Source organism: Geopsychrobacter electrodiphilus DSM 16401 (assembly GCF_000384395.1).
GTDB lineage: Bacteria > Desulfobacterota > Desulfuromonadia > Desulfuromonadales > Geopsychrobacteraceae > Geopsychrobacter > Geopsychrobacter electrodiphilus.
On sequence record NZ_ARWE01000001.1, the window covers coordinates 1286905 to 1311502 of the forward strand.

16 protein-coding genes are annotated in these 24598 nt (G+C 52.7%); 12 read left to right on the top strand and 4 right to left on the bottom strand.

The window, feature by feature from the left end; all coding sequences use genetic code 11:
- Positions 1-2: 2 nt before the first annotated feature.
- From D888_RS0106110 to D888_RS0106125, 4 genes are all read right to left on the bottom strand, one after another.
- Positions 3-1400 (bottom strand): sigma-54-dependent transcriptional regulator, encoded by a 1398-nt coding sequence (locus tag D888_RS0106110; protein ID WP_020675662.1) that lies wholly within the window; start codon positions 1398-1400, stop codon positions 3-5.
- Positions 1401-1403: 3 nt separating this feature from the next.
- A complete protein-coding gene (locus tag D888_RS0106115; protein ID WP_020675663.1) occupies positions 1404-3227 on the bottom strand; it encodes an ATP-binding protein in 1824 nt (607 codons plus the stop codon).
- Positions 3228-3330: 103 nt separating this feature from the next.
- Positions 3331-4248 (bottom strand): phosphate/phosphite/phosphonate ABC transporter substrate-binding protein, encoded by a 918-nt coding sequence (locus D888_RS0106120; RefSeq protein WP_020675664.1) that lies wholly within the window; start codon positions 4246-4248, stop codon positions 3331-3333.
- 140 nt (positions 4249-4388) lie between these two features.
- A complete protein-coding gene (locus D888_RS0106125) occupies positions 4389-5093 on the bottom strand; it encodes a response regulator (RefSeq protein ID WP_083928785.1) in 705 nt (234 codons plus the stop codon).
- A 408-nt stretch (positions 5094-5501) separates the two neighbouring features.
- Here D888_RS0106125 and D888_RS0106130 point away from each other — a divergent pair, with 408 nt between their 5' ends.
- The 12 genes from D888_RS0106130 to D888_RS0106185 all read left to right on the top strand — a co-directional run bounded on the left by D888_RS0106130 (position 5502) and on the right by D888_RS0106185 (position 24550).
- On the top strand, positions 5502-6548 hold the full coding sequence (locus tag D888_RS0106130; RefSeq protein ID WP_020675666.1) for an NHL repeat-containing protein: 1047 nt from the start codon (positions 5502-5504) through the stop codon (positions 6546-6548).
- 498 nt (positions 6549-7046) lie between these two features.
- A complete protein-coding gene (locus D888_RS20865; protein ID WP_020675667.1) occupies positions 7047-8186 on the top strand; it encodes a hypothetical protein in 1140 nt (379 codons plus the stop codon).
- Positions 8187-8507: 321 nt separating this feature from the next.
- Positions 8508-9695: a cytochrome c3 family protein gene (locus D888_RS20870; RefSeq protein ID WP_020675668.1), complete on the top strand. Its 1188-nt coding sequence runs from the start codon at positions 8508-8510 to the stop codon at positions 9693-9695.
- A 7-nt stretch (positions 9696-9702) separates the two neighbouring features.
- On the top strand, positions 9703-11127 hold the full coding sequence (locus tag D888_RS0106145; protein WP_020675669.1) for a YncE family protein: 1425 nt from the start codon (positions 9703-9705) through the stop codon (positions 11125-11127).
- Between the two features lie 11 nt (positions 11128-11138).
- Positions 11139-13265, top strand: a complete 2127-nt coding sequence (locus D888_RS0106150; protein ID WP_020675670.1) for a hypothetical protein — start codon at positions 11139-11141, stop codon at positions 13263-13265.
- A 110-nt stretch (positions 13266-13375) separates the two neighbouring features.
- Positions 13376-13942, top strand: coding sequence for a GNA1162 family protein (locus tag D888_RS0106155; protein WP_245554996.1), 567 nt, complete (start codon positions 13376-13378; stop codon positions 13940-13942).
- Positions 13914-17372, top strand: a complete 3459-nt coding sequence (locus D888_RS0106160; RefSeq protein WP_020675672.1) for a hypothetical protein — start codon at positions 13914-13916, stop codon at positions 17370-17372. The genes D888_RS0106155 and D888_RS0106160 overlap by 29 nt, the downstream gene beginning before the upstream one ends.
- A gap of 67 nt (positions 17373-17439) precedes the next feature.
- The gene (locus tag D888_RS0106165) at positions 17440-19236 is read left to right on the top strand and encodes a peptidylprolyl isomerase (protein ID WP_020675673.1); all 1797 of its coding nucleotides are present in this window, start codon (positions 17440-17442) and stop codon (positions 19234-19236) included.
- Between the two features lie 62 nt (positions 19237-19298).
- Complete coding sequence (locus D888_RS0106170) at positions 19299-21287, top strand: cytochrome c3 family protein (protein ID WP_020675674.1); 1989 nt, start codon at positions 19299-19301, stop codon at positions 21285-21287.
- A gap of 12 nt (positions 21288-21299) precedes the next feature.
- Positions 21300-22574 (top strand): cytochrome c3 family protein, encoded by a 1275-nt coding sequence (locus tag D888_RS0106175; protein ID WP_020675675.1) that lies wholly within the window; start codon positions 21300-21302, stop codon positions 22572-22574.
- Between the two features lie 3 nt (positions 22575-22577).
- Positions 22578-23477 carry an NHL repeat-containing protein gene (locus tag D888_RS0106180; RefSeq protein WP_020675676.1) on the top strand — a complete coding sequence of 300 codons (900 nt, stop codon included), beginning with the start codon at positions 22578-22580 and terminating at the stop codon, positions 23475-23477.
- A 236-nt stretch (positions 23478-23713) separates the two neighbouring features.
- Positions 23714-24550, top strand: a complete 837-nt coding sequence (locus D888_RS0106185) for a cytochrome c3 family protein (RefSeq protein WP_169513270.1) — start codon at positions 23714-23716, stop codon at positions 24548-24550.
- Positions 24551-24598: the final 48 nt, after the last annotated feature.

Below are 24598 nucleotides of genomic sequence, written 5' to 3' on the forward strand. Positions count from 1 at the left end.
GGTCAGAGCAGGTCGTATTTTTTGGCCTGATATCTGAAAGTGTCATAACTGACCTTTAGCAGTTTGGCCGACTGGGTCATATTGTTCCTGGTTCGTTCGAGCGCGAGTCGCATTAATTCCCGCTCAACGTCTATCAGCGATACACCGTTCTCCGGCAGTATGATCTGAAAGTTCTTACGTTTTTCTCTCACCCGCTGTTCTTTGCCGCCCAGGTCGAGGGGCAGACAGTTCACGGACAGGGTCTCCATGTTTTCCATGACGACACACCTCTCTATGACATTGCGCAGCTCGCGGACATTGCCTGGCCAGGGATAGTTTTTGAGCAGTGTTTCCGCTTCATTAGAGATACTTTTGACCGGTTTTTTTGAGTATTTCCCGGCAAATACGTTTAAAAAATGCCTGGCCAGCACGACAACATCCTCTTCCCTTTCATTGAGCGGTGGGATGTGGATGGCAAAGGAATTCAGTCGATAATAGAGATCTTCGCGAAAGGCGCCATCTTCGACGGCTTTTTTGAGGTCCCGATTGGTGCAGGCGATGATCGTGACGTCGACCGGCTGGTCGACCTTGCCACCAATGCGGCGTACTGTCCGTTCTTCGAGGGCGCGCAAGAGCTTCCCCTGTAGCTCGAGGCGCATATCCCCGATCTCGTCCAGCAATAGAGTACCGCCGTCAGCCAGCTCGAAAACGCCCTTCTTGTCGGTCTTGGCATCGGTGAAAGCCCCTTTGACGTGACCAAATAGCTCCCCTTCGATCAGGGTTTCCGGTAGAGCGGTACAGTTGATGGCAATATAGGGGATGCTGTCATAGTCATTTTGACTTCCGAACCGCCAATGGTGAAAATTACGCGCCAGAACCTCTTTTCCTGATCCGGATTTACCGGTGATCAGAACCGAGGACACCCCGGCTTCTGCCATCTTTCGGGTATTCTTAAGCACGGTCTGAATGGCGGGAGACGCGCCGATAAAGGTTCTGCCGAGAACTGCGGTGGATGACTCTTTAAGGTAGCGAACTTCATTTTTAAGCCGGGAATTGGCCAACAGTTTCTTGAGAACAATTTTGACCTCTTCAATGTTGAACGGCTTGTTAAGGTAGTCCGCCGCGCCATGACGCATCGCCCTGACCGCTGACTCGGCCGAATCATCAGCGGTTAACATGACCACCGGGAAATCGATCTCCTCTTTCTGCAGCATCTCCAACAGGTCCAGTCCGCTCGGACCATCCCCCAGATCGACATCCAGTAACAGGGCATGGGGTTGCCAGGAGCAGATTTTTTCTACCGCCTGAACCGCAGAATTCAGCATATGGGTTTCATACCCCTCCTTCTGCAGCGAGCGGGCCAGCATGGAGATGATCAGTTCATCATCATCAACCAGAAAAATCCGTCCATGGTTACTCATAGATTACTCCCTGAATTTTTGTACCAGCGGGATGAAACAGACAAAATCCGTACCTTCTTCAACTCGGCTCTCCACTTCAATCCGGCCGCCATGTTGCTCGACAAGTCGTTTGCAGATGGCCAGACCCAATCCGGTCCCCTTGCTTTTCGTGGTGAAGAAGGGGGTAAAGAGTTTTTCACGTACGGCTTCAGGCAGCCCCTTGCCGGTATCCGAAATTTGAATCCGGACAGCCTCTGCTCCCTCCAGGCGGGTCAGCGTGGTAATCGTGCCACCGTCCTCCATGGCATCAATCGCGTTGAGGTAGATATTCAGAAAGACCTGTTGCAATTGCGAAGGGTCAGCTTCGACTTGTGGCAGCTCGTGATCTAAATCGGTAACGAACAAAATCTTTTTATGCGCTCCGTTCGCCGCGGTTACTTCCACATTTTTGATCGAACTGTCGAGCAGCTGGTTGAGGTCGACCCGATCAAATTGAGGCATGGGTGGCCGGGCGTAGTTAAGCAGGCTTTTGAGTAAGCGTTCCATCCGGTTGATTTCGTTGATGATCCTGGCAAAGAGATCTTTATCCTCGGCTTTCAGCTCCAGTTCATCGGACAAAACATCCAGCGACACCTTGACCCCGGCGAGAGGGTTTTTAATCTCATGGGCCAGACCCGCCGCCATCTGGCCCACCAGTGCCATCTGGTTGGCGCGCTGCAGCTCTTCTTCGGCCTGCAAGGTTTCACTGATATCCTTGCAGAAGGTCAACAGGTATTTCTGCTTGTCCAGTTGAAACATGCCGAGACTCAGGTCGACGGGAAAAAGGGTGCCGTTCTTCTTTTTTCTCTTGGCTCGCAAGTGGGTCCATTCCCCGTTTAATGCCGCTTTCATCCTCTCTCTGAAACGTTCTTCCTTATGCTCCGGAACCAGCTTGACAATATTCATCCCCAATATTTCATTGATAGAATATCCATGTAAGTTGCAGGCTGCGGTGTTGGCAGAAACGATCCGGCCCAGAGATGCTCCTTCCAGGCTGGTAATCATGATGGCATCGCCGGCGCTTTCAAACAGGGTCTGATAGAGGGTGTGTACCGATTCAAACTTTTGACGCTCAGTATTGAGCGAGTCGACCATGCTGTTAAACCGGCTTGCCAGAGTCTTGAACTCATTTTTCAGCGGAGTTTTAATGCGGTATTCCAGATCACCCGCTTCGAGTTCCCGAGTGGCTTCCACCAGGGTGTCAATTGAGCCCGTGAAGCGCCTGAGGAAAAAAACCGTAATAAAAATAATCGCAAGTGGACCCAGAATGACGCAGGCAATCAGAAAGGTGTTGGTCGCGTGAATATCAGCGCGGATAGTATCAATCCGGCTCGAAATTTTATCAGCAGAGGCAATTGACAGGGTATTGACCTCGTTAAGGACGGCTTCGCCGCGGGCAAAGGCCGCCATTTTCGCGGCTTCAAGGCGAGGCTGATCGGCGTGTAAGGTTAACGACTTGCTGATCAGGGCCATATATTTTTTGATATTGTCTTTCATCTTGGTAAAAAGTTTGGTCGTTTCAGGTGGGTGGTGACAGGTAAAGCAGATATTGATCGCTTCCTCCATGGCATTTACATGCTGAACGGCTGTTTCAACATCAAACTCATGGGGAGAGCCCTGCAGCAATAGATCGGTCTGGGTAACTTTGATGTCGTTGATCAGTTTTTCACGCAAAAATTCGACGCGGTGAAATGAGATGACTTTTTCGAGTTTGCCGGTGACATCATTTATTGAGCTGATGATGTAGACCCCGCCACCGATAAAACAACACAACATCAGGATGAGCCCGAGCAGGGCGTATTTTTTCATAGATGGATTATTACCCTGGAGGTTGCCACTTTAGTTGTTTACGCTAAAAAGCCAGTTTTTCACTACAAACAATTGTCAGACCGTGAAATGAAATTAAACGGGTCTAAAAGGTGAAGCTGGGTAGATCCAGACCGACACTTTTTACGTAGTCCCGAACTGGTTGATAATCGTTGGCAGTTGTTTCGATAAATGCTTCGAACCCTAAGGCTGTCAGGATACTGCGCCCCTCGCTCGTTTGATTTAAAGTTAATAGCCTCTGTTTAAGGAGTTGCTTAACCTTAAGGGGGAAGTCTTTTCTTAAAATAAGGCAGTTGGACGGGACACGTGGTGAGGTCGCAAGAATTTCCAACCCTTCCGAAATGCGTTTGTCCGCTGCGGACATGCGTGAAAATACCGTATTTTTGGCCGCACCGACGTCCGCCTGCCCATTCAGCACATCCAATATTGAATCTTCATGACTGCCACTGAAATAGCTTTCGCGGAACCAGGTTTTATAGTCGGCAATGCCGAGGCTAGCAAAAAAATCAAGCGGCAAAAGGTATCCAGCGGTCGTGGCCCGGTCGACGAACACCATCCGCTTCCCGCGCATATCTTCGGCATTACGAATACCACTCCCCTTTTTTACGAAGACAATGCCGTAATAGGTTGACGCCCCCCCAAGGTATTGCGGTCGCGCTATCGGCTCTGCGCCCAACTGTTCGATCGCCATCTCCCCGTTGAAGCTCCCCATAAAGGCTCCATCCAGGGCAAGTTTGTGGAAATTATCGAGCATGTTCCTATAGCCGGGCAGGCTGACAATTTCGAAATGGGCACCAAGTTCAGAAGAAAGATAGTCGAGCAAGGGCTGGTAGAGTTTTTGTTGTTCGAATAGATTAAGTTCCGGGCTCAGACCAATACGAAATGTCCGGGGCTTTTGCTTCGGAGGCTGGTCAGCCATACTTTGCTGGCAACCCTGCAAAAGCAGACAGAGGCAGCAGAAAAAAAGAATACAATAAAGCTGGCGATTCCCCCAAGTATACATGTTGCCTGCTCCTTGATTAAGTAAACATTCCAAACGGCTTTCCAAGTCGTGATCTTTTTAAAGTGTCTGAAATCTCCGATCATCTGTTCAGCTAAAATAAAAAATAAACGGATTAAACAACCTGTGTACGAGGCGAGGGTTCAGTACAAACTCACTCCGACTCGGCAGGTCTGGTCTTCCATCCAGCAGCTCCAGGCGACGATCCCGCTCTGATTGTGCATGGATTCACCAAGATTGATCACCTGGTTCTGCCTCAGCGGCGCGTGGGTCAGCAGGCCAAGGCCGCAATCACTGACATCTGTAAGAATCCCTGTGGTAAAGCTTTTTTTTTGTTCCCCGTCGACGATTGAGGTAAACGAAATCTCCACCGACTGCACGTGGGAGCGGCGAAATTTCAGGCGTTTTTCGTTATCAAAATTGTGCGCCAGATCGTTCAGACAGAGCTTGACCTTGCCGTGATCCAGAAAAATGACCTCGATGAAACTCAGCATTCTGTCAAGGCTGAAGGGCTTTTCCATCAGGTGCCAGGCGCCATGCTTGCGTGCCGCCCTGACTGCGTCGTTCAACTCGCAGGACTTCATGTCGGCTGTGGTCATGATGATGATCGGCACATAAGGGCAGCGTGTGTCGATGGCTTTCAGCAGCTCCAACCGGCTTGGGTCGCGCAAGTCAAAGTCGAGCAGAAAAAGGTCATAATGGCAGCGTTCAATTTCGGCCAGAGCCTCTTGAGTGGTAACGACCGTTTTGATATCGAGGGCTCGGCCTTCGCAGGCGCGCTCCAGCGCCCAGAGGAGGAGTTTTTCGTCGTCGACAGCCAGTATTTTGAAGGGGGCTGCATGCATCATTGGCTCCTGTCGCTCTATATTGCATTGAATTGAATGTCAAAAGATTAGAGCAAAAGTCGTTCCAGCTTTTTCCGCTTGCTACCGATGCTGTTGTTTCAGCCTGATTCCAAATTCCAGCGACTTATTAGCTCGGGCATTAGTCCTAAATTCAGACCCTCAACGCGGCGAACTCAGCGCAGAGATTGATACAGAAATCTTGGGCTGGTTTTCATCGAGAAAACCAATGTGGGAATTTTACCAGATAAATTTGGGAATTTTCCCACATTTAATTTTATGTGCGTTAATACAGATTTGCGTGTCTGGGAAAAAGTGACCAACAATGACGATAATCCTTGGAGAAGACAGTGAATTGGCAGGGCATTTGATCATAATGGGAAATGGCATGTTGGTTGCTAATCTGGTTGCTACATGAATATTTTTATCCTCCGCTATAAATTGAGCATTATCTTCGGACTCCTCCTTTGTTTGAGTCTGAGCGCTTCTTATGTGCCTGCAACCCCATTGCAGAAAAGCGAACGTTCGGGCGCTAAGCTGAATGCCAGCTTCCTGTATATGTTGTCGGATTTTTCTGGCGTTGTGCCTTCTCAGTGGGCCTTGCTGGCGATTGAACCTAAGAACCATGAGGTCTATACCCTTATCCCCGGGTCAAACGAACTGCGCATCTATAATGCACAGGGGATGCAGATCTTTGTCACGAGTGACGAGTCAGGAGTGGCATCTGTTTCGGACATCGCCGTCACCGAGACGGGGGACATCTATCTTTTACCGCGAAATTTTACTGCGCAAAGTCTGCAGATACTCAACTTTCGCGGCGAGTTGCAATCCACCCTGAGATTAAAAGGCCTGCCCCCAGACTATCGGAATTTTGGACCGGAGCTGCTCGAATATCGTGACGGGCGATTCTATCTGTTTGAACCCGGAGGACTACGCATCGTCGAGGTTGCCGCGGACGGCGGTTTTCTGCACGCCTACGATCTGCGTGACAAGATCACCGCGCTTGGCCGGAAGCGCGAACCGGACAAGAAGAAAAAAGAACAGGAGCTTTCGGGGAGCGATTTTTGCGTCGGTGTTGACGGCAGTCTCTATTTGACTGTCCCGACCCTGTTTTCTGTGTTCATTCTAAAACCGGACGGAACCCTGGACAGCTTCGGTGTCTCCGGAAGTGGGCCGGGAAAATTCGGCGTCGTATCTGGGGTCACCAGCGATGACCATGGAAATATCTATGTGGCGGATCGCTTACGCTCGGTGGTGATGATCTTTTCGAGGGGCTACGAATTTTTAGGCGAGTTTGGCTATCGCGGCTCACGCCCGGAAGATATGATCGTCCCGGATGATCTGGTGCTTGATCAGCAGAGCGCACAGGTCTATGTGTCTCAGGCAGCGAACAAAGGGGTTGGGGTCTATCAAATACGGATTGACAACCCCGCGCCTGAACAACCTGGCACATCTCAATAAGCAGTTTTTCAAATACCTCCTTTTAAAACTTCTGATTGATCGCCCTTTTAATTTTGAGCAAAGATTCCCATTCTTAGCCACCGCGGCACCGCCTCCCAGAGTGTATACATCGTACGCCAGGCAACACTCTCGCCGTGCGACCCGGAATTTTCTTCTGCCCGCAATAACGCGCTGTCCTGCTTTAACCTTCTTTTTTTCTTTTTATGATTTTCTTGTCCTTCTGACACTTCAGATCCGTGTGAGGACCTCTGGAATTTCTGCCAAATCTGGGAATTTTTCGGTATGTGGCCTTGGAATTTTCCTAATCTAACCTCTGGGGAAATTTTTCAAATTTTTAAAAAACACTCCAAGCTATTGAAATTAAACGGGAAAATATAAACATTAAATTTGGCATGTCGCTTGCCTTAGGTCTCTGCAGAGATTAACGCAGCTTACCAGCGCAGTCCGGTCTGGCTGGTATTTAATTCCACAGCACCCTAAACAGGAGGTTACAACAAAATGAAAACGAAGATGATCCTGGCCCTGCTTGCTAGCTTTTTCCTACTCGGTGGAACCGCTTTTGCGTTTCACGATGGCGGCGTCGCACATTGCGACGGCTGCCACTCAATGCACAACTCGGCTGACAATTTACGAAAAGGTTCTGCCACTGCTGCTGACCTGATGAAAGGTTCAGATGCCAGCTCCACCTGTTTGAACTGCCACGAAGGGTCCGGCCGATACAAAGTCGACAGCGCCGACGGCACCAATACCAAGGCTGGTGGAGATTTCGGCTGGCTTAAAACTGCTATGGACTATCTCGTAGATACTAACCATGATGGTATCCCGGATGCAAAAGCAGGCACTGACAACCGTGGTCACAATGTTATCGCTCTCGACTACGGCCTTGCGGTTGATGGGACAAATGTCACTGGTCCTGGTGGTTCGATACCCGCCAACACCCTGGGTTGTACCAGCTGCCACAACCCCCACGGTCAGGTCGCTGGTGGCACTGCTGGCGGTTCAGCTCCGATCTCCGCTTCAGGTTCTTACGGAGACGTAGCGCCCACTGATGGCTCGATTTTGGGCAACTATCGTCTCCTGGGATCCGCCGGTTACAAGGCCATCACCGCCGCGGCTCCGATCGCGCGGGCTGACAGCTATACTTCCAATTCAGTTGACTACGGTAAGGGGATGTCCGGCTGGTGTCTGAGCTGTCACCCATCCTTTAATGACACCGCAAACATGCACCCGACCGGGCCCGTTACCCAGGGTCGTTTTGATGGAATCTATAATTCTTATGTTAAAACTGGCGACTACAGCGGCGTTGTAGCTAGCTCTTACGACGCGCTGGTCCCCTTCGAGCGTAATGTCGCCAGCGGCGATCTACTTGATGAGACCTCAACCTACGGTGCCGACGGCAATTCCAGGGTAATGTGTCTCAGCTGCCACCGCGCTCATGCTTCGGCCTTCGACAACGCTCTTCGTTGGGACAACAAGGTCGCCTTCATGGAGGAGTCATCAATCGTCCAGAATCAAGTTCAACTCGGTACATTTGCTACCGCTGCACCCTACTACAAAAATGGTGTTAAAATTGATATCGTCGCCGAATATGGTCAGTATCAGCGTCAGTTGTGTAACAAATGCCACGCGAAAGACTAAGTCTTTTGATCATCGGTTGACCGGAACCGATTGCTAAAATCCTGGCTGGCGGTGCAAAAGCACCGCCAGCCTTTTTCATGCGCTACAGGGAAATCTGGGAATTTTCCCAGATTTCAGATTTTGATCTATCTAAGTTACCACCTGAAATACCCTTTTTATCCTCTCATGATTTCATAAGTATTTGATTGTATTGATTATTAACTCTGGAGCTGATGCTGGCATACGGCTTGCTAAGTTTTGCGTGTGCCGTGTTGCTGTTTGCTGAGGGTGCTATGGCGTTTTACAGTTCCCAGCTTGCCTTGCAAGGGATCCCCTTATTCCATGACATTTCGCATTTGCAGTCAGCGCCTGATTCTGAATCTGTGTACGGCCTGTGTCTTTGGTCTGCTGATCGGCAGTGCTCTGACTTGTCCCGCCCAGGGGTTTCATGAAGGTGGCGTCGGGAATTGCAACGGTTGTCATTCGATGCATAGCGCCAAGCCCGGCAGTCAGCAACTGCTGCTGAGTTCCGACCCCAGTTCAATCTGCCTCAACTGCCACGCTGGTGCCGGCGGCCCCAATAGCCCATCGGTCTTCAGCCCGGACGGCTCGGCGCTTACTCCCGGCGGAGATTTTTACTGGTTGACCCGCAGCTACAGCTGGCTGGACGGCAGCAGCCCGGCGGCCGACCATGGCCATAACATTGTCGCCATAGATTACGGTTTACTCTCTGACCCGGTTTTGTCCACCTCGCCTGGCGGGAGTTTCCCTTCGGCCGCCCTGGGTTGCACCAGCTGTCATGACCCGCACGGTCAGGTTGGCGGCGGTACCCCGCGGGGGAGTCTGCCGATCACCCGTTCCGGCTCTTATGGTGACGTGGTCGATATTGGCGGTGTGAACGGCAATTACCGTCTGCTGGGCGATTCCCGTTACACCCCTGCCAACGGACCGGCTTTCCAGGCCAATGCGCCGGCTGCGCGGCAGAGCAGCGTCAACCGATTCGAAGAGACCGACAGCTCCCATGTCGCCTACGGTGCGGGGATGAGTGAGTGGTGTGGAAACTGCCATGGCGATCTGCTGCACAACGCTCATCAGGTTGCCGGGAGCAGTTTTGTGCATCCTTCCGGGAGCGGCGCTCTGCTGACACCTGCACTCGTCTCGACCTACAACAGCTATCTGCGGACCGGAGATTTAAGCGGGGTTGCTTCGAACGCCTACCTCCAGTTTGTTCCCTTCGAACGAGGTACCAGCAACCTGCAGCTGCTCGATCCGAACAGCACTCAGGGGCCGGAGGTCACCTCAACTGTCATGTGTCTGACCTGTCATCGTGCCCACGCCTCGGCCTTCCCCAAGGCCGGTCGCTGGGATTTCAATGCAGTTCTGTTGGTCGACTCCCACCCGAAGGTCGGTGATATGGGGGGGACGGCCGGTGACGTATATGCCAGCTATTACGGCCGCGATATCGCCCTGGAGTTTGGCAGCGGGCAAGGATCATTCTGTGAAAAATGCCATGGTTCCACTACGCCCTGAGGGAGTTATGCTGAGATTAAATTACCACGGGGATCTGAAGTATCTGCTGATCGGTCTGTGCTTGTTGTCTCTCGTTGCCTGCTCCTTTGCGGTGCCAGCGGTGACCGCTCCAAAAGCCGCGCTGGATAACCTGACCCTGTTTCTGCAGCCTCTCCCGCAGGAGGCCCATCGCCTGACCATTCATCTGGCAGAGCTGGTCGCTTTACGCGTGGATGGCGGGGAAATCGCCTTGCCACTGGCTTTGAACCCGCTGGTAGCCGATGACCTGATTGACGCCCAGACGAAGCTGAGCGGTGTTTCCTTGCCGATTGGTCTCTACCGCGGCCTTGCCCTGCGCATCGCCGCCGTCGAGCTGCTCGGAGAAGAAGGTCAGATCAATCTACTCCCCCCTCCAGAACGTTTAACTGTTGAGTATCCTTTCCAGATTAGCAAAGACCAGAGCGAGATCCTCTATCTGTCTCTGGCGGCCGACCGCCTGATCACAGACGGCGCGATTTTCACGCCGCGGTTCTCCCTGTGGCAGCCGGAAAGGGTGCTGCTGAACCTCAAGGGCTTCGTCAGTAATAGTGGCGCTAGCAGTCTGACCGTTTTCAATAAACGGACAGTTGAAGTGCTCGGCATCCTGCGCATGGGTGAAACGCCGCGGGATTTGCTGCTCGATCAGGCCCGCGGCTGGCTCTATGTCGCGCTGAGCGGAGAGAACGCGATCGTGGTGGTTGACCTGAACACTGGCAATCTGCTTGGACGGGTCGCCCTGCGCTTCGGCGATCAGCCCAGCAAGCTGGCACTGACACCCGGCGGAAAAACCCTCCTCGCGCTTAATCCCGGGAGCAACACCGTCAGCCTGATTGATCCCCAATCCCTGTTTGAGACCGGACGGATCAATCTCCTTTCAGAACCGAATGGCCTGATTGCCGGGGCTGATGACACCCATGCCTACGTGACCCTGGCCAATAATTCACTCACCGTACTCGACCTTAAGGGCCGACAGATTCAGCGCACCGTCCCCCTTAATGAGGCGCCAATGGACGGGGTGATCAGTCGGGATGGCCGAACCTTGTTTCTGATTAACCGGTTTTCCGCCGACCTGACCGTTTTCGACCTGGCCTCGCTGACGACGTCCAGAAAGATTTATGTCGGCAACGGGGCTCTTTCGCTCAAGGCTGATGGCTCAACCGGACTGATCTACATCGGCAAACAGGATGGCGGCATCGCGGTGGTTGATCCGCGTTCGCTGAGCGCAGTCGATGCCTTCAGTCTGGACCCCGAGCCGGTGCAGGCGATCACAATTGACGAGGAGGAGAATGCCCTGTTCGCCGTGCAACCAAACAGCCGCACTCTGATAAAACTTGACCTGGTCAGCAAAAAAGTGTTGGGCCGTCTGACCCTTGAGGCCGGCAGCCATGATGTTGTGGTCATGGGTGAGCGGTGAGGGTGCCCGGCGTGAAGAGTCTGCGGACCCTGATTTGCGTTGCGCTGATATGCAGTTGGACGCTGCTCTGCTCCTGGTCTGCCTCCGCTGACAGTCTGCGTCTGCTCACCGATCTGAAATACGATCTCAATCGGAGCCATAAGACCGATAAATACACCTTGCTTGAGACCGACTCTGAGCAGAGGAATTTTTCGCAGATTTACAACCTTGAAATCCAGAAGGAGATTTTCCCGACCTTGAAGCTGAATACCAGCGGTCTGTTCGACCAGAATAATTCGAAGAATAGCTCGACCGATCCCACCGTTTCAGACGGTAATTCGGTCGAGAACGCGTTGCGGACCTCGGTTGATCTTCAACTGACGACCCCGTTGCTGCGTGCTGCGACCGGTTACCGGAAAAGTGAGGTAAAACGGAGTCTTTTGTCTGCGGTCACGACCCGGAATTTTACCGAGAGTTACAGTACCGACCTGCACTGGACCCCGGTCGAATTGCCGCGGGTCGATCTGGTTTTCGCGCGCGATCTGGTTTACAACCTTCCGCGAACTAACGATCAGAAGACCGACACCTACCAGCTGCGGAGCAAATACAGCTACCAGGACTACCAGTTCAGCTACGATCATACGACGGCAGATGCTTTGAATAAAATCTCGGAATTCAAGACCCTGTTGAATTCTGACACGGGGTCGGTGCGTCTGGGGCGGAGCTTTCAACAGGGGAGAGTTTCCCTCAACAGCAGCTTACGCGCTGCACGGCAGCAGGTCGATTTTACCGGGATCGGTGAGCGGCTGGTACCACCGGCCTCAAACGGTGTTGTTATCGGCAGGCTGGATGATGCAAGCCCGGCGACCAGTAACCCGGAGGCTGGATTCGTACTGAGCTCTATCGATCTGCTGGTAGATTCTCTGCTGGCCGCCAGGCAGCTCAGTTTTGGCCTCGATTTCGGAACACCCACAGCACTCGATCGACTGCAGGTCAAGTTTGCCGATCTTGGCAGCCACACCAGCAACGAGTTCCCCTGGCAGATCTATATCCGTGATACCGAAACCGAAAACTGGAGTCTGGTCTCCGGTGTTCAACAGAGTACCAGCCTGGCCGGAAACGCCTTTGATCTGAAATTTTTATCTATAAAAACCCGTTACATCAAGGTTGTCACCACGCAGCAGGTGCAGGTTGGCGAAAATTTACAGATTACCGATCTGGTTCCGCGGCGTTCTTTGCCACCAAATTCCTCGACCTTCAGCTCAATGGACTGGAGTGGCGACCTTTCGACTACCTGGAAGATGACCGACAAGACCTCGACCGGTTACGACCTGCTATACCGTGAACGCAGCTCGGAACCACTGGGCGAGAAGTCGTCCCTGGTCAATGCCGGTGTCAGATTGAGCCACATCTTCAGCAAGGTGTTCGTCGGCAACACGCGTCTTCAGCATACCGAGGGCTGGGAGAACGGCAAAACCTCCAGTATTGACGATACCTTTTCTGTGGCGCTGGCGGCCAGGTACCTGGATACCTTCAATCAGAACCTGACTTACAGCTTTAGCCAACTGACCGATGCTGATTCCCACACCAGCGACAGTCACGCGGTTTTTCTGCGCAACAATCTGGATCTCTATAAAGGCTGGAGCATGTATCTGGATAATGGCTACAGCCTGCAACATCCTGCTGATTCTTCAGATATCGACACATTTTTTCTGAGGGTCGGCAGCAACATCATTCCCAATAGCTGGATGAATTATACCCTTTCTTATGGAGCATCCTGGGTTCATGGCGGAGACAAGGCGGAAGCACACGATCAGGATGGGCGCCTGATTGCGACCTGGGTGCCCACTGCGGCGATCAGCTTGTCTGCGGATCTGTCGTTTACCGATAAATCCGGTGAGATACACGAATCAACCGCCGAGCAGAAGTATTTTGTCAACTGGTCGCCGTTCCGCGATGGCACTCTCTTCATCTCCCTGACCTATGGTCGGACCCAGAACACCGATGACAAAAAAATCTGGACGTTTTCTCCTTCGCTGCACTGGCAGCTCAATCGCAAGACCCTGCTGACACTGGAATATCTGAAGGGAGAAACGGAAGATCAGTCCGAAATTGTGGCGTTTGAAAATTTCAGTTTGGGGATTCGAGTTTTTTATTAAGGTTCGTGTTTGATTCTGGAAAAGGAGTTCCCGGGTTCAAAGTAATGACAAATCGCGGAGTTACCCCCTTTCAGCAAGAGGTTACGCACATGAAATGGAACAGGCTTCTGATGAATATCCCGCTGGGTTTTTGTTTGCTGCTCCTTTTGGCCGGCTGCAGCGGTTCAATGAGTTCAGTTCACGATTACACCAACGCGCAGATGGATTTCAGTGCGGTGCACACAGTGGCCGTTCTGCCGTTTCAGAATCTGTCAGCGGACGATCAGGCCGCGGAGCGGGTCAGGGACGTCTTCATGGGGATGCTCCTGACCACGGAGCAGATCTACGTGCTGCCGACCGGCGAAGTGAAGCGTGGTATCGCCCTGGTCGGTATGCGCAGTCCGCAGACACCGACGACCGAAGAGATCACCAAACTGAAAAACATTCTGAAGGTCGACGCGGTCATCACCGGTGTGCTCAGGGAGTATGGCACGGTCCGCTCCGGCTCGGCCGAAGCCAACCTGGTCTCGTTGAGCCTGCAGATGGTCGAGACCCAGAACGGCACGACGGTCTGGTCGGCCTCTTCAACCAAAGGAGGGATCAGCATGGCGGATCGGATGCTGGGGAGTGGTGGCCGACCGATGAACGATGTGACGACACAGGTGATTAATGATCTTCTCGACCAGCTTTTTGAATAAAATCTGGCGAATTATACTGCTCGTGCTGATTTTGTCCAACAACTCAGGGGCACGTCAGCTGCAGTCGTCCGCCGAGCCGCAAGCGAGCCTGCTGCCGGTCTTTCAGGTCGTCGCTGATCTGCCTGCTCCCCAGGTTATGGAGCGCAGCGCTGTGACCTGGCAGGTCGTCTCAACCGATATCGGGGAGGCAGCGCAGTTTTCGTTCGAACTGATGAACGAGGACGGCCGGGTCGCGCAGGTTCAGAAGGGGAGTTCGTCTGAGTGGCGTTGGTGTCCCGACACGGCCGGAACTTTCCGGGTCCGGGTGAGTGCCCGGGCCGAAGCAGGGCACTGGTCGGAGGGGGAGTGGTCCGCTCCCTATGTGATCGTCCCGCCTCTGTTGCTGGAGGGTTCAACCGTTGACAAAACCAGCCCGCAGATGGCCGGAACCGGACCGATTGTCTGGCGTATCGCGGCCAGCGGCGGTGTCGCCCCCCTGACCTACGATGTTGAGCTCGAAAAAAATGGAACGACTTCCGGGTTTATCGGGGCACCGGCTGGGATCCTGGCCTGGACCCCACAGGCTGCGGGCAGCTATCGACTGCGGACCCTGGTCAGCGATGTGCGTGGTAATACCGAATTTGGGGAATGGTCTCAGCCCTTCGAAATTGTCCCGGCCCTGACAGTGGAAAAAATATCTGTCGACAGGCCGTCCCCTCAGATGGCCGGGACCGGTCCAGTGACCTGGACCGTTACAACAACCGGCGGTGTTGGTCAACCTGTTGTGCATTTCGAGTTCGAGCCTGAGGGTGGACCTTCTGAAATTGTACAGTCAGGGGCGGCGAAGAACTGGATCTGGCCTGCTACCGAGCCCGGGAGTTACCGGGTTCGGGTCTTGGTTGAAGACCTCCAGGGAAATCAGGTTGAAAGTCACTGGTATGGTTTTTTCAAAATCGCACCGTCGCTGAGGGTACAGGCCCCGGTGCCTGACAAAGCAGCGCCGCAAGCCGCATTGACAAAACCGATTACCTGGGTGGCCAGCGCGACCGGCGGTGTGGTGCCTCTCTCCTATCAGTTTGAGTGGTCGCGTGATGGAGGCGATCAACAGACGCTTGAGTCGGGGCCTTTATCCGACTGGAATTGGGCCCCGGCTGAGGCTGGCGATTACAAGGTCAGGGTGTGGGTCACAGATTTGCGTGGCAATCAAGCTGTCAGTGCCTGGGCTGATCCCTACAGGGTCGCACCACCACTGAGCATTGAAGCCCCGATTGCAGGAATCTCTGCTCCGCAGATGGTTGCGACCGTGGCGGTTCCCTGGACGGTGAACGCCAGCGGCGGGGTGGGGGCAAGGACCTATATGTTCGAGTTGGCGCGGGACGCGGGTAAGGTAATCACCATGCAGAGCGGCCCTGCTTCGACCTGGAGCTGGCAACCGGTAGAAGCTGGTGTTTACCGGGTGCGTTCACTGATGTCCGATGCCTTGGGAAATCAGGTTTCAAGTGACTGGTCGGCGCCCTTCGGAATCGAGCCAAAACTTCAGATTAGATCTTTTTCTACCGATCGGTCTTCTCCGCAGGCCGCACAGACCATGCCTGTCGTCTGGAATATCAGGGTGAGCGGAGGGGTAGGGGAGAAGAGCTATCGGTTTCAGATGGCGTGCAATGGAGATGAGGCGCGCACTGTTCAGGAGGGATTGAGCGCGAGCTGGTCCTGGCGTCCGCTTGAAGCTGGGGATTGCCGCTCACGCGTTATGGTCAAAGACAGCCTCGGTAACCAGTTGCAGGGAGATTGGTCACCCTCCTACCAGATTGTTCCCCCTCTGATTGTTTCTGTACCTGAACCGAATAACCCTGCGGAGCAATATCTTGTTGGCACCCAGGTCCGTTGGAAAACCCGTGCTTCTGGTGGGGTCGGAAAGAGAACCATTCGTTTCCTGTTCGAGGAGATAGCGGGCCAGCCAGATCAGGTTCAGGAAGGTTCAGAAGCTGTCTGGCTCTGGCGGATAGAAAAACCCGGGTACTACCGAGTCAGTGCCGTTGCCATTGACAGGCTCGGCAACAAGAAAGAGAGCGATTGGTCCGACTGGAAGGAGATCCGGACGCCCCTGGCCCTTGACTCCCTCACCTCTTCATTGTTGTCACCGCAACCGACTTTGGAGAAGGGTCTCTACTGGCGAGCGAAAATTTCAGGTGGCATCGGGGACGTCACCTGTGAATTCAGAACAATCAGGGACGGTGTCGAGGCAATTGAACAGCAGGGGGGGGCGCCACGCTGGAACTGGTCTCCAGCTAAAGCAGGTCATTACCGGGTAAAGGTCAGGGTGTTGGATTCCGCAAATCATCTGGTGGAGAGTGACTGGTCAGACGATTATCAAATCACCCCGGTCATTACTCCTGCCAGTCGCGTTGCACTTCTGCCGATCGAGAATCTGACAGACGGCAAAGCCCCATTGCAGCAGATAGTTTCTGAGTTCAGCGACCAACTAAATGGCCGACTGCCACTGCTCGGTGAGAAAAAACTTGAACAGTTCATGCGTGCCCATCGTATGCGCTACTCCGGGGGGATCGATGCGGCCTTAGCCGCTGCGTTACGTGAGGAAACTGGTACTGAGGCGGTGTTCATTACGTCGCTCGAGACCTGGCATGAAACCCCGCCGCTGCGTATCTCCCTGTTTTCGCGGCTGGTGACCACCGGGCCCGAGCCCCGGATCATCTGGATGGACAGCATCGGGTTATCAGGAGATGAGGCTGCGGGTCTGTTGGGCCTTGGAAAAATAAAGGACATGCATGCTCTGCTTAATCAGGCGATCGGTAAACTGATCACTTCCTTTCAGTCCTATCTGGCCGCCAAGGATCCCAGCTTTCGACATACCCCGGATCAACAGGTACGACTGATAAATGGGGCTTCGGGTACCGCGGAGAACGCCCTTGGTTCCAGAAAGGCCAGGTATAATCCGCAATTCAGTTTTCGCTCATCATCGTTTGATCCGACCAGGAAAATCCGGTTGGCTTTAATCCCATTTTTAAATGTCAACGCGCGCAAGCACGCGGAAAAGATTGTGACTCTGAACACCTTGAAGCAGCTTTATCGCTATGAAAATATCGAGGTGTTTGAACCCGGAATGATCAGGGAGATTCTGCTGCGCTATCGGATGATCTTGCAGTCCGGACCATCTTTGGCGACCTCGGATATTTTGGCCGACGCCGGCGTTCTGGGGGCCGATATCATCCTGTCGGGAAAAGTTTTTGATTATCAGGACGCCATCGGCGAAAGCAAAGTAGATTTCTCCCTACAGGCTTTTGACGGACACACCCGAGAAGTCGTCTGGACTTCTCACAGTTATGCGACTGGAAAAGATGGCGTTTATCTGTTCGACCTTGGAAAAATATCGAGCACTCAGGAACTGACCAGCCTCATGACACAGGCAGCAATCAAGCTGCTGGAAGAATAATGCGGTTGCTCGCGCGCCGCCTCTTGCCGAATCGTGTTTCGCGATTTCGGAGGAAAAGGATGTCACTATGTTAAGAAATTTCTGTCACCTCGTTTCTGCTTTGATTCTGGTTGCAGCTACTTCTGTTTGCGGATTTGCCTTCGGAGGAGGGGGCCAGGCCGCCGATACCAAGGTGCCGTCAGTACCTGTGGAGTTGAAGGAGCTGACCGTTCCGCTGCGCGCCAGGGGGGAGATGGTGGTCCGGAATATTCCCCTGTTCTCTGCAAAGTATGCCGATACTCCGGTCGCCATGGTCAATGACGAACCGATCACTATGGCCAAATTCGCCATGACCCTGGCCAATATGCACAATCAGATGGCCGGTTCCGAAGCTGCGGGTAAACAGGACTATTTCAAGGCTCTCGACCGCCTGATCCAGGTCAAGCTGGTGGAGCAGGAGGCGCTCAATATCGGCTTTGACCGCACCCCGGAAGTGCGCGCCCAGATGGACAGTTTTGCCCTGACCACCCTGATTCAACAGCTCCTCGCGCAACAGGTTCTGGATGTCAAGCTGGACGAGAAGGAGATAGATGCGCTGTATCAGAAGATGGCCATCGAGACCAAACTGTTGACCTATAAATTCAACGAGAAACCTGACGCCGAAGCCTTTCTGAAGGCCTACAGAGCTGGGGGTGATTTTAAAATACTCGCGGACCAGCAGGTCTCTTCCGGTAAGGCCGCAGGTGGAGAAAATTCAGATTACATGAAGTTGATCGACCTGTTCCCCTCGGTCGCCAAGGCGGCTTTTTCAATGAAAAAAGGAGAGGTAAGCGATATCTTCCAGGCCGAGAAGGGGTTCCTGATCTTCCGGCTCGAGGATAAAAAAGTCTACGACGATCCGCAGGTTCGTGATCAGGCGGCGAACACTCTGTTTCAGCAAAAATCACGTGAAAAACAGATGAAGTACCTGAAATCTCTGGTGAGAAAATATGCGAAAACCGATGAGAAAGTCATGACTTCGTTCGATTTTGGCAAAATCATGAGCAAAAAACCGCAAGCTAAAGGAACGGAAATATTTGCGCAGCTAAAAGAGGATAAGCGTCCTCTGGCCACCATCACTGACGGCAAGGAGAAGGTCACCATTACGGTCGCTGAGGTGGCTAAAGAGCTTGAAGCTTCTATGTTCCACGGGACGAATATCACCCTTGATGCCAAAAAGATGGATAACCAGAAAGATGACCTGATTTACAACAAGGAAGTGGCTGTTGCCGGCAGGATGGAGGCGCAACGCCAGGGGATCGACAAACAGAAGAACTATATCGCCGCAGTTGAAGAGAACAAGGAGCGCTTGCTGTTTGAAGCCTTTGTCAACAAAGCGGTGGTGCCGGGGCTGACCGTCCGCGATGAGGATGCCAGGAAATATTACTTCAACAATCTTGAAACCTACGCTTCTCCGATGATGCTCAAAATGAAGAGTCTGATCTTTAACGATAAAGCCAGAGCCGAAGACGCGTTGCGTAAACTTAAGGCCGGCAGTGATTTCAAGTGGGTTTCGTCCAACGCGACAGGACTGGCTGATACGACGGACAAGAATATTCTTACCTTTGATGGCAACCTGCTGGCGGCAACTGCCCTCCCGGAAGATCTGCAAAAGCTGGTGGGTCAGGCCAAGCAGGGCGATTATTATCTTTACGCCGGACCGGACCAGCTTTTTTATACCCTGCAGGTTGAAAGCGTCTACCCCTCTGTTGCCAAACCCTACGAGGAGGTCCGTCAGGAGGTCGGGCGGATTCTTTATGGTCAGAAGATCAATGACGCGCTGGCTGATTGGGTGACCAAACTTAAGGCTGCTTATGAAACCGAAAGCTTTCTGGTACAGAAATAGTTGTAATTGCTGACGAGGCTGACTGGTCAGGTTCTGAAAAGTTTCAATGAATGGAGTTATTCATGATGCGAAAAAACTCTGGTCTGATGAAGACCCTATTTGGGTGTGTGTTGTTGCTTTGTTGCCTTCTGGCCGTGCAAATGGCCTGGCCCGACACAAGCTATGCCGCGCGAAAATTCAAGAAGAAAGAATGCGCAGACTGCCATGACGATTTCGCCAAAAAATACCTCGGACTGAAAAATCTGCACCCCGGGGTCAAGGAGGGGAAATGCCAGGATTGTCACCTTTCGCACGGCATCGTCGGCAAACTGTTACTGGTTGAGGATGGCAACGGCCTTTGCTTCCGTTGCCATAAGAAAGAGGATTTCAATCTGGACAAGAAGGTCGGCGTGCATACCGCCCTGCGGCGCGGGAAATGTACCACCTGTCACAACCCGCATGGGTCCTCCGCGCCTAATCTGCTGGTCTCCGAAGGTGAAGGCATCTGCTTCACCTGCCATAAAAAGGATAACTTCACCCGCAAGGTCGTGCACGGGATCATTCAGGACAAAGGCTGTCGGGTCTGCCATCAGCCCCATTATTCGAAGGAGGCGAACCTGCTCACCATGGAACCCGGGAAACTTTGTCTTTCCTGCCATGACAAGAATAAATCAGCTTTCAAAAAGTCTCATGGCGGGTATCCGGTCGCCGCCAAATCGTGCACCATCTGTCATGATCCGCACAGTTCTGAAAATCCCAACCTGCTCAAGACCAGTCTCCATAGCCCGGTCGCCGAAGCGGAATGTTCTGCCTGTCATAATGCTGCAGATTCGGCTAAGCCTTTCGGCTTGAATACTCCCGCCAATGAGCTCTGTCTGAGCTGCCACGATAGCGGGTCAATCCAGGGGAACGGGGCCGTTAAACATGAGCCATTCAAGGAAGGTAACTGCCTCTCTTGCCACAACCCGCATGCCTCTGAACAGAAAACCCTGCTGCTGAATGCCGGCAACAAGCTCTGTTTTAATTGCCATGAAGATACCAGCCATATTATTCGCTTTCCGCACGCGCCGCTGCAAAGCGAAAAGGGCTGTCTCTCCTGCCATTCTCCGCACTCCGCCGCCTATAAAGGGCTGGTTAATAAGCCGGAGGGGGAACTCTGTTTTGGCTGCCACGCCAAGACAAAAGAGGACGGTGCGAAGAACAAGCACCAGCATGCTCCGTTTAAGGAGAACATGTGCCTCAGCTGCCACAACCCGCACGGCTCAAGCGCCGAGCACCTTTTGACCGATCGTGCCGATACCGTCTGCTACAGCTGTCATTCCGGACTTCAGGGTGAGTTTCAGAAGACCATTATTCACAACCCGGTTCAGGGTGGGCAGTGCATTGCTTGTCACCAAGGTCATGGCTCCGACAATGAAAAACTTCTCAAGGCTACTGGCAAGGAACTGTGCTCCAAGTGCCACGAGGATTCGATTCCTAAAGACTCTGCGGCTTCACTGCACGAACCCTATGTTGATGATGACTGCTTGACCTGTCACGATCCCCACGCCAGTGACAACAAAGGGATGACCACAGAACCGCAGAAGGTTCTATGTCTCAATTGCCACAGTGATCTGGCAGAAAGCATTGCTACCGCTGCGGATAGGCATGCACCAGTCTCCGCGGGCAAGTGCACCGAATGTCATAGTCCGCACCTGTCCAAATTAAAATCGTTATTGTTGGCTGAAACGCCTGATATTTGTCTGAACTGCCATACTGGACTGAAAGCAAAGATGGCGTCAGAAAAAGTTCATTCTCCTGCTGCCAGGGATTGCCTGCGCTGTCATCAGCCACATGCCTCAAAAGGTTCTCGGTTGCTGGATCAGCCTCTGCAATCGCTGTGTGGCGAATGTCACGGGTTCGACAAGGTAAGTTTTCAGAAGGCCCACCTGTCGATTGCAGCAGACGATATGAATTGTATCAGCTGCCACGATCCACATTCATCGAAGGATCCGAAGTTCTTCAAGCCTGTTATGCACGCCCCCTTCGCCGCTAAGTCCTGCGATGCGTGCCATATTGCCGGGAAGGAGTAAAGGGTGTTCACTATGAAATTCCGACAACTCGCCACATTTATTGTTCTGGCAAGTCTGGTTCTGATCCTCGTACCTGTAGCCAGCCGGGCCGAGGGGAAATTCAACCTCAAACCAGGTGCTATGGGGAAAATCTGCCTGACTTGCCACACGGCTTTTTCAGATAAGCTGAAAGCCAGGTATGTCCATACTCCGCTCACGGAAGGTGAGTGTACCGGGTGTCACAATCCGCATGCCTCAGGCCACGACAACCTTCTGGATGCTGATGCGAATCTTCTTTGTTACAACTGTCATGACAATATGGTACCGAAAAAAGCGACCAGTGTTCATCAGGTTGTGGCTGAAGGAAAGTGTGTTGCCTGCCATGATCCCCACGCTTCCAATAATCCATCCAACCTGATCAAGGCTGGCCAGGAGTTGTGCTTCAGTTGTCACAAGGAGTTGGGTGAGCGCATCGCGACGAATAAGTATAAACACGCGCCGGTGCAGAAGGACTGCCTGCTCTGTCACACCCCCCATGCTTCGGAGAAGAACGCCAAACTCTTGAAGACTGAGCAGCCTGCTTTGTGCCTGAAATGCCATAAAACAAACAGTGGCAGCTTTAAAAAGCGGCATATGAATTACCCGGTCGAAAAGGGGAGATGCACCTCCTGTCACGATCCTCACGGTTCTAATTCTGGAGCGATTCTGGCTGATGTTATCCACAATCCGGTCAGCAATCAGATGTGTAATCAGTGCCATAACGAGCCTGATTCGGCCAATCCGTTTGGCCTGAAAAAAAATGGTTTCGAAATCTGTCAGGGCTGTCATTACGACATGATCAACACCGCCTTCAGTAAAGACCGTGTGCACTGGCCCCTGGTGGACAGGACCGGTTGCATTAACTGTCACACCCCGCATGCTTCAAACAGCAAGGGCCTGCTGCGCAAACCGATGATCCAGGTGTGTGGGAAGTGTCACGCCGACACCATTGCACGCCAGGAGCGCTCATTTACCAAGCACCAGCCGATCAGTTCGGGTAATTGCACGGCCTGCCACTCGCCACATGCTTCGGATAATATGTTTCTGCTGAATAAGGCAAAAACGGTCGAAGTCTGCGGTCAGTGCCACGACTGGCAGACCCACTCAACTCACCCGATAGGCGACAAGGTTGTTGACCCGCGTAACAGCAACCTCAGGCTTCAATGTCTGAGTTGTCACCGGACTCATGGGACTGAATACAAGAGCTTCCTGCATTTCGCTGATGTGCAAAGTCTGTGTGTTCAGTGTCACACCAAGTATCGGAGATAGATCATGCGAAATATTCTGATTATAATTACAGCCTTTTGTCTTTGGTTTCCGCTCACCGGGCTGGCGACTGAAACGGTTAAGCTGAAGCATATTAAATCCATCTATAGTGACAGTGCCGGGGTGGGCCTCAAATACCCGGAAGGGGTTGCCTGTAACAACACGTCATTCGTGGTGGCCGATACCGGGAACCGGCAACTGGTAAGGTTTAAGTTGCAGGATCAGACGTTCAGCCCGGAAAGTTCAATGACGCTGACGGACTCTTCACCGCGAACAGTGCAATTGACTGCGCTGGGCGATATATACGTGCTGGACGCCAAGGCCCGTAACATTCTCAAATTGAATGCAGCTGGTGAGAGTCAGGGGAAGCTAGCTATCAAGGGTTTGGCAGACGCGGATAAAATAGTTCCGAAAAGCTTCAAGCTTGATAGTGCGGGCAATATCTATCTGCTGGATATCTTTGCTAACCGGGTGATTGTTGCTGGTCCGGATCAAACCTTTATCCGGCAGATTAATTTCCCGGCAAGGTTCGGTTTCTTTTCGGATCTTGCGGTCAACAATCAGGGGTCAATCTACTTACTTGACAGTGTTGACGCCGATATTTTTGTGGCGGAACCTGGCGCTGATGCATTTGTCCAATTGACGAAAGGGTTGAAAGAGTACGTCAACTTTCCGGCCAATATTGCGGTGGACGGACACGGCATCATTTTTCTGTCAGATCAGAATGGCAGCGGGTTGGTTCTGATCGGGAGAGCTGGGTCTTTCCTGGGGCGAAAACTTGGTTCCGGTTGGGATGAGGGGCAGTTGCAGTATCCGGCACAGATCTGCATCAACGATCAATATCAGCTGTTTGTCGCTGATCGCAACAACAATCGGGTGCAGGTGTTCAGTATCCTAGCCGAATAGTCAGGTTTTTAGGGATTGTCTATTCGTCTAGATTGTACAGGGGTTTGATGTTGTCATTTTGTTCGCAAAAATGCATACGGATATGCCTGGTGGCCGTGGCTGTTGCCACGGCCACCGCGCTGATATTTTTATTTTTCTGCAATCTCTTGTTCGCGGCCTTAGACACTGCGAGGGATAGCTCTGCCGATGAAGAATGTATCCGTTGCCATGTTGCTGTTTATAACAGGGGACTGGCCATGACAACCATCCATACCCCTTTCTGGGAGAGGCGCTGCGTGGTCTGTCATCTGGAAGACGGTGTGTCCTGGTCTGCTGGCCGTAGTGTGGCCGCAAAGGCATCTATCAACGGGAAGCTCGTCGACCAGGGGGACATGTGGCGTAAGCTACAGACCTATTCGCAATCTGCCGGTCCTGTGATGGATCATCTGATAAAAATCCCTGATCTGGAAATCTCCGCCGCGTATCGCTTGCGAATTGTCGTCAGCTCTCAGGATCGCACTGCCGGCGGGAAAAATCATCAAAGTCTCTGGTTGGGGTTAAAACCGAACGAAATATCCGAGCCCGGAGGTGCCGCGCAACTTCGGACGCGCGATGGTTTGACTTCTTCGATCAGCGCGTTTGTCAAGGAGATCACTCTGGCCCGTAAGAACTCCACTATTGAAGCCTCATGGGCAACGGCTCAGCCTCTCTATGGTTGGGTTGAACTGCAACCTCTGGCAGGGCTAAGTCTGACGAAACTTGATGTGAATCCGAGTACGTCAGCGGACCTTTCTGCGACCCGGAAGCAACATTCGCTTCTACGAAATTCGGAAGACCTGGCGATTAACGCCTGTTACCAGTGTCACCCGGAGTCAAGCCTGGGCACTTCACATCCGGTGCGGCTATATGGGGGTAAGGATGTCCGTATACCTGAAGAGCTTCCTACTGTAAACGGGATGCTGACCTGTGTCACCTGTCACGATCCCCACGGTTCCGCAGGGAAGATGCTAGTAAGGGAGACGATAAAAACCAAGCTCTGCGTCGCCTGTCATTACATCTTCAAAAATAGTTCAAAAAGTACAATGTTTAACTGATCCCTTTCTGTCCGTTCAGATGTTTGCCGTTGATCAGGAGCTGTACAC